Annotated in this window: 4 protein-coding genes and 1 pseudogene; 4 read left to right on the top strand and 1 reads right to left on the bottom strand. The window is 61.7% G+C overall.

Annotated elements, in window-relative coordinates; translation table 11 throughout:
- Positions 1-306 precede the first annotated feature (306 nt).
- Entirely contained in the window at positions 307-666 is a 360-nt protein-coding gene (locus AC1DYX_RS30265; RefSeq protein ID WP_477265791.1) for a hypothetical protein, read from the bottom strand.
- A gap of 222 nt (positions 667-888) precedes the next feature.
- Between AC1DYX_RS30265 and AC1DYX_RS30260 the strand changes: the two genes are divergently transcribed.
- The 4 genes and pseudogenes from AC1DYX_RS30260 to AC1DYX_RS30245 all read left to right on the top strand — a co-directional run.
- Positions 889-1,083 carry a hypothetical protein gene (locus AC1DYX_RS30260; RefSeq protein ID WP_477265789.1) on the top strand — a complete coding sequence of 65 codons (195 nt, stop codon included), beginning with the start codon at positions 889-891 and terminating at the stop codon, positions 1,081-1,083.
- On the top strand, positions 1,083-1,640 hold the full coding sequence (locus tag AC1DYX_RS30255; RefSeq protein ID WP_477265787.1) for a DNA cytosine methyltransferase: 558 nt from the start codon (positions 1,083-1,085) through the stop codon (positions 1,638-1,640). The genes AC1DYX_RS30260 and AC1DYX_RS30255 overlap by 1 nt, the downstream gene beginning before the upstream one ends.
- Positions 1,637-2,062 (top strand): hypothetical protein, encoded by a 426-nt coding sequence (locus AC1DYX_RS30250; protein WP_477265785.1) that lies wholly within the window; start codon positions 1,637-1,639, stop codon positions 2,060-2,062. Before AC1DYX_RS30255 ends, AC1DYX_RS30250 begins: the two co-directional genes overlap by 4 nt.
- A pseudogene (locus tag AC1DYX_RS30245) lies at positions 2,062-2,593 on the top strand (hypothetical protein); the annotation flags it as partial. The gene AC1DYX_RS30250 and the pseudogene AC1DYX_RS30245, both read left to right, overlap by 1 nt.

Below are 2,593 nucleotides of genomic sequence, written 5' to 3'. Positions count from 1 at the left end.
ACAGCCTCTATATGTTTGCGTTGCACAGTAGACTGATGGCGGGACCGAACGATGACACGCTAGGGTTGCCTCCAGTTCCCATTCCGGCAGGTAACCCGGAACATATAAGCTGACTGAGTTCCAGATCCGCCGCGCCAGGTCAGAAGTGAATTTGTTAGGAAGATGCGAGCAGGCCTATCTAACAGATTTACTTCCAAAAATATAACAAGATTACTTCCGAGAGCTGGAGCACTTGAGGCGCAACACCGTATAAACTACCTGTCCTTCGCATAATCTATATTATTTTGGGGCTGGGTTTACTACCTGTCAGCGAGCGTGCGCTAACCGGGAGACGTGGTCTCGACGGCGCTCCACACCCGACCAGCTTCCTGACAGGAGGGTATTAAAAGACGCGGAAATTTTTTCCATTTTCGACATGAGCGTCGCCCACACTGCCCGGACCTCGGGCGACTTCGAACGCTCCATGTGCATGTCGAGCAAGACCCGCTCTGGCGACATATCGCAGACCTGCGCAACGCGGATCGCGATCTCGTCGCTAAACACGTCGAGGTCATTCCGGTAGCGGCTGAGTTGTTGTTTCGACAGTCCAAGCGGCTTTTGCAGCGCGTAATCGGACGGAACCCCGGCGCGCTGGCGCACCAGATCAAGGTATTCGGACGTTTTCATAATTTCTCCCAAGGAACTTCACTCGTGCCCGAGCGATTGGCCGTAGCGTAGTCCATAGTCCAGAGACGCGCAACCAGTCACGAAGTTATGGACTAGTCCAGAATTTATGGACTAGAATCCGCACATGCCGCGCGGAAAATTCTTCCGCTCCCAAGGCGAACCGGGCTTGCAACCCACGTCCGCGCGGCTTTTCTGCCTTGGGAACATGCCTTGGGGGCCGTCATGTCTGAAACACAAGGTTACAAAATCGTCTCAATTTCGGAGGACGATTGGAGCGCCGCGAAGCTCTATGTCTGGAAGTGCGCGCAACTGGCGCGTACCAACGGCGCTCTGGCATCAGAAGCACAAATTATCGGCTACTGGAACGCGCAGGCCGATGCCGCTGACGCCCTGTTCAAGCGTTTGGAGGCCCTGTGATGCGAGTCCTCGTCGCTTGCGAATACAGCGGCCGCGTTCGTGATGCGTTCCGTGCGCTTGGCCATGAGGCCGTGAGTTGCGACCTACTGCCTACCGAGGTAGCCGGGCCGCACTACCAGGGCGACGTGTTTGACATCATAGGGGATGGCTGGGACCTGATGATCGCGCACCCGCCGTGCACCGACCTGGCAGTGAGCGGTGCGCGTCACTTTGCCGCGAAGATCGCGGACGGGCGTCAGGGCCGCGCGCTCGACTTCGTGCGCCGGCTGATGGCTGCGCCGATCCAGCGCAAGGCGCTGGAGAATCCGATTTCTGTCATATCGTCAAAGATTCGCAGGCCGGATCAGGTAATTCAGCCGTGGCAGTTCGGACACGGCGAGACGAAGGCAACCTGCCTGTGGCTTGAGGGCTTGCCGAAGCTCCAGCCGACGAACATCGTTGAGGGCCGCGAGGCGCGGGTGCATAAGATGCCGCCAACCCCGGATCGCTGGAAGGAGCGTTCGCGGACGTATGAAGGGATAGCSGCCGCGATGGCATCGCAGTGGGGCTGTGAATGAAAGCCGAACGCGTCGAACTGGCCGCGCTGGCGGCCGCTGCCGGCCCCCAGCGCTCGCCGCTGGAGATTTCCACGTCTGCCTACCTCGCGGACTTCACGGCCGCCTGTGAGGCCGTCTGCGCCGTTCCTGAGGACGTGCGCCAAGAAAGGATCATGGCGTTGCGCGCCATCGTAGCCCGGCCGTCCGACATCGAGGCCATGCGCGCGGCCGTGTGGCTGAACGCGCCTATAGGCGCTCGCATGGTGGCGGTGCTGTCCGCCGGCCTGCCTAAGGCACGTGCCGACGACTCCCTGAACAAATTCGACGCGCTCGAGCGCGGGCTCGTGTGGATCGCGCTGCAAAAGCTGTTGGCCGACCTCGGCCAGATTCAAAAGTGCATGCAGGGCGGCGCCATGCCGGCCACGCACGGAAAGGCGCACTGATGCGCGCTGTCGGCTGGGGCATCCCGAAGCGCATGGCGCGTGCTATGGAGGCCGTGTTTGTGCGCGAGGGCCGCACCAAGCATCGCGGCAAGCTGGACCTGATCCGCGATCTGATGGCCGACGTGGAGCGCGTGCCGCTGGCCGACGACAAGGGCCGCATGACGACGGATCGCGATATCGCCGTGGCGGCGGAAAAGGCTGTACGCGCCGTCTCCGAATTCTGCTACCAGCTGATGACGACGGACGCCATTCTGGCCGCCGTCGACGAGCTGTGCGCGCGCCGTGGCATCGCGCCGCCGGCCGGCGACACGGACGAGGAGCGCATCAGACGCGCGGCCGATGAGGCGTGGTGGAAGCGGCACCTGCGCACTGAATGGAAGCGCCGCCTGGAACACACCTCGATCCAGTTGGGCCTCACGTACGTGCGCACAGACCCGTATGTGTCGCGCGAGGTCGCCGCCGTGCAGGCCGCACAGAACCAATCGAATGCCGACCTCCTTGCGCGCCAGATCGCAACCAACGAGCACGGCC

Source organism: Massilia sp. P2_C2 (genome assembly GCF_056404615.1).
The sequence above is the reverse complement of the archived record's forward strand: the minus strand, read 5'-3'. Positions and strand labels throughout refer to the sequence as shown.

Excerpts from the sequence above, each read along its gene's own strand:
- AC1DYX_RS30260 (WP_477265789.1), top strand. The coding sequence starts at position 889 with ATGTCTGAAACACAAGGTTACAAAATCGTCTCAATTTCGGAGGACGAT.
- AC1DYX_RS30265 (WP_477265791.1), bottom strand. The coding sequence starts at position 666 with ATGAAAACGTCCGAATACCTTGATCTGGTGCGCCAGCGCGCCGGGGTT.
- AC1DYX_RS30250 (WP_477265785.1), top strand. The coding sequence starts at position 1,637 with ATGAAAGCCGAACGCGTCGAACTGGCCGCGCTGGCGGCCGCTGCCGGC.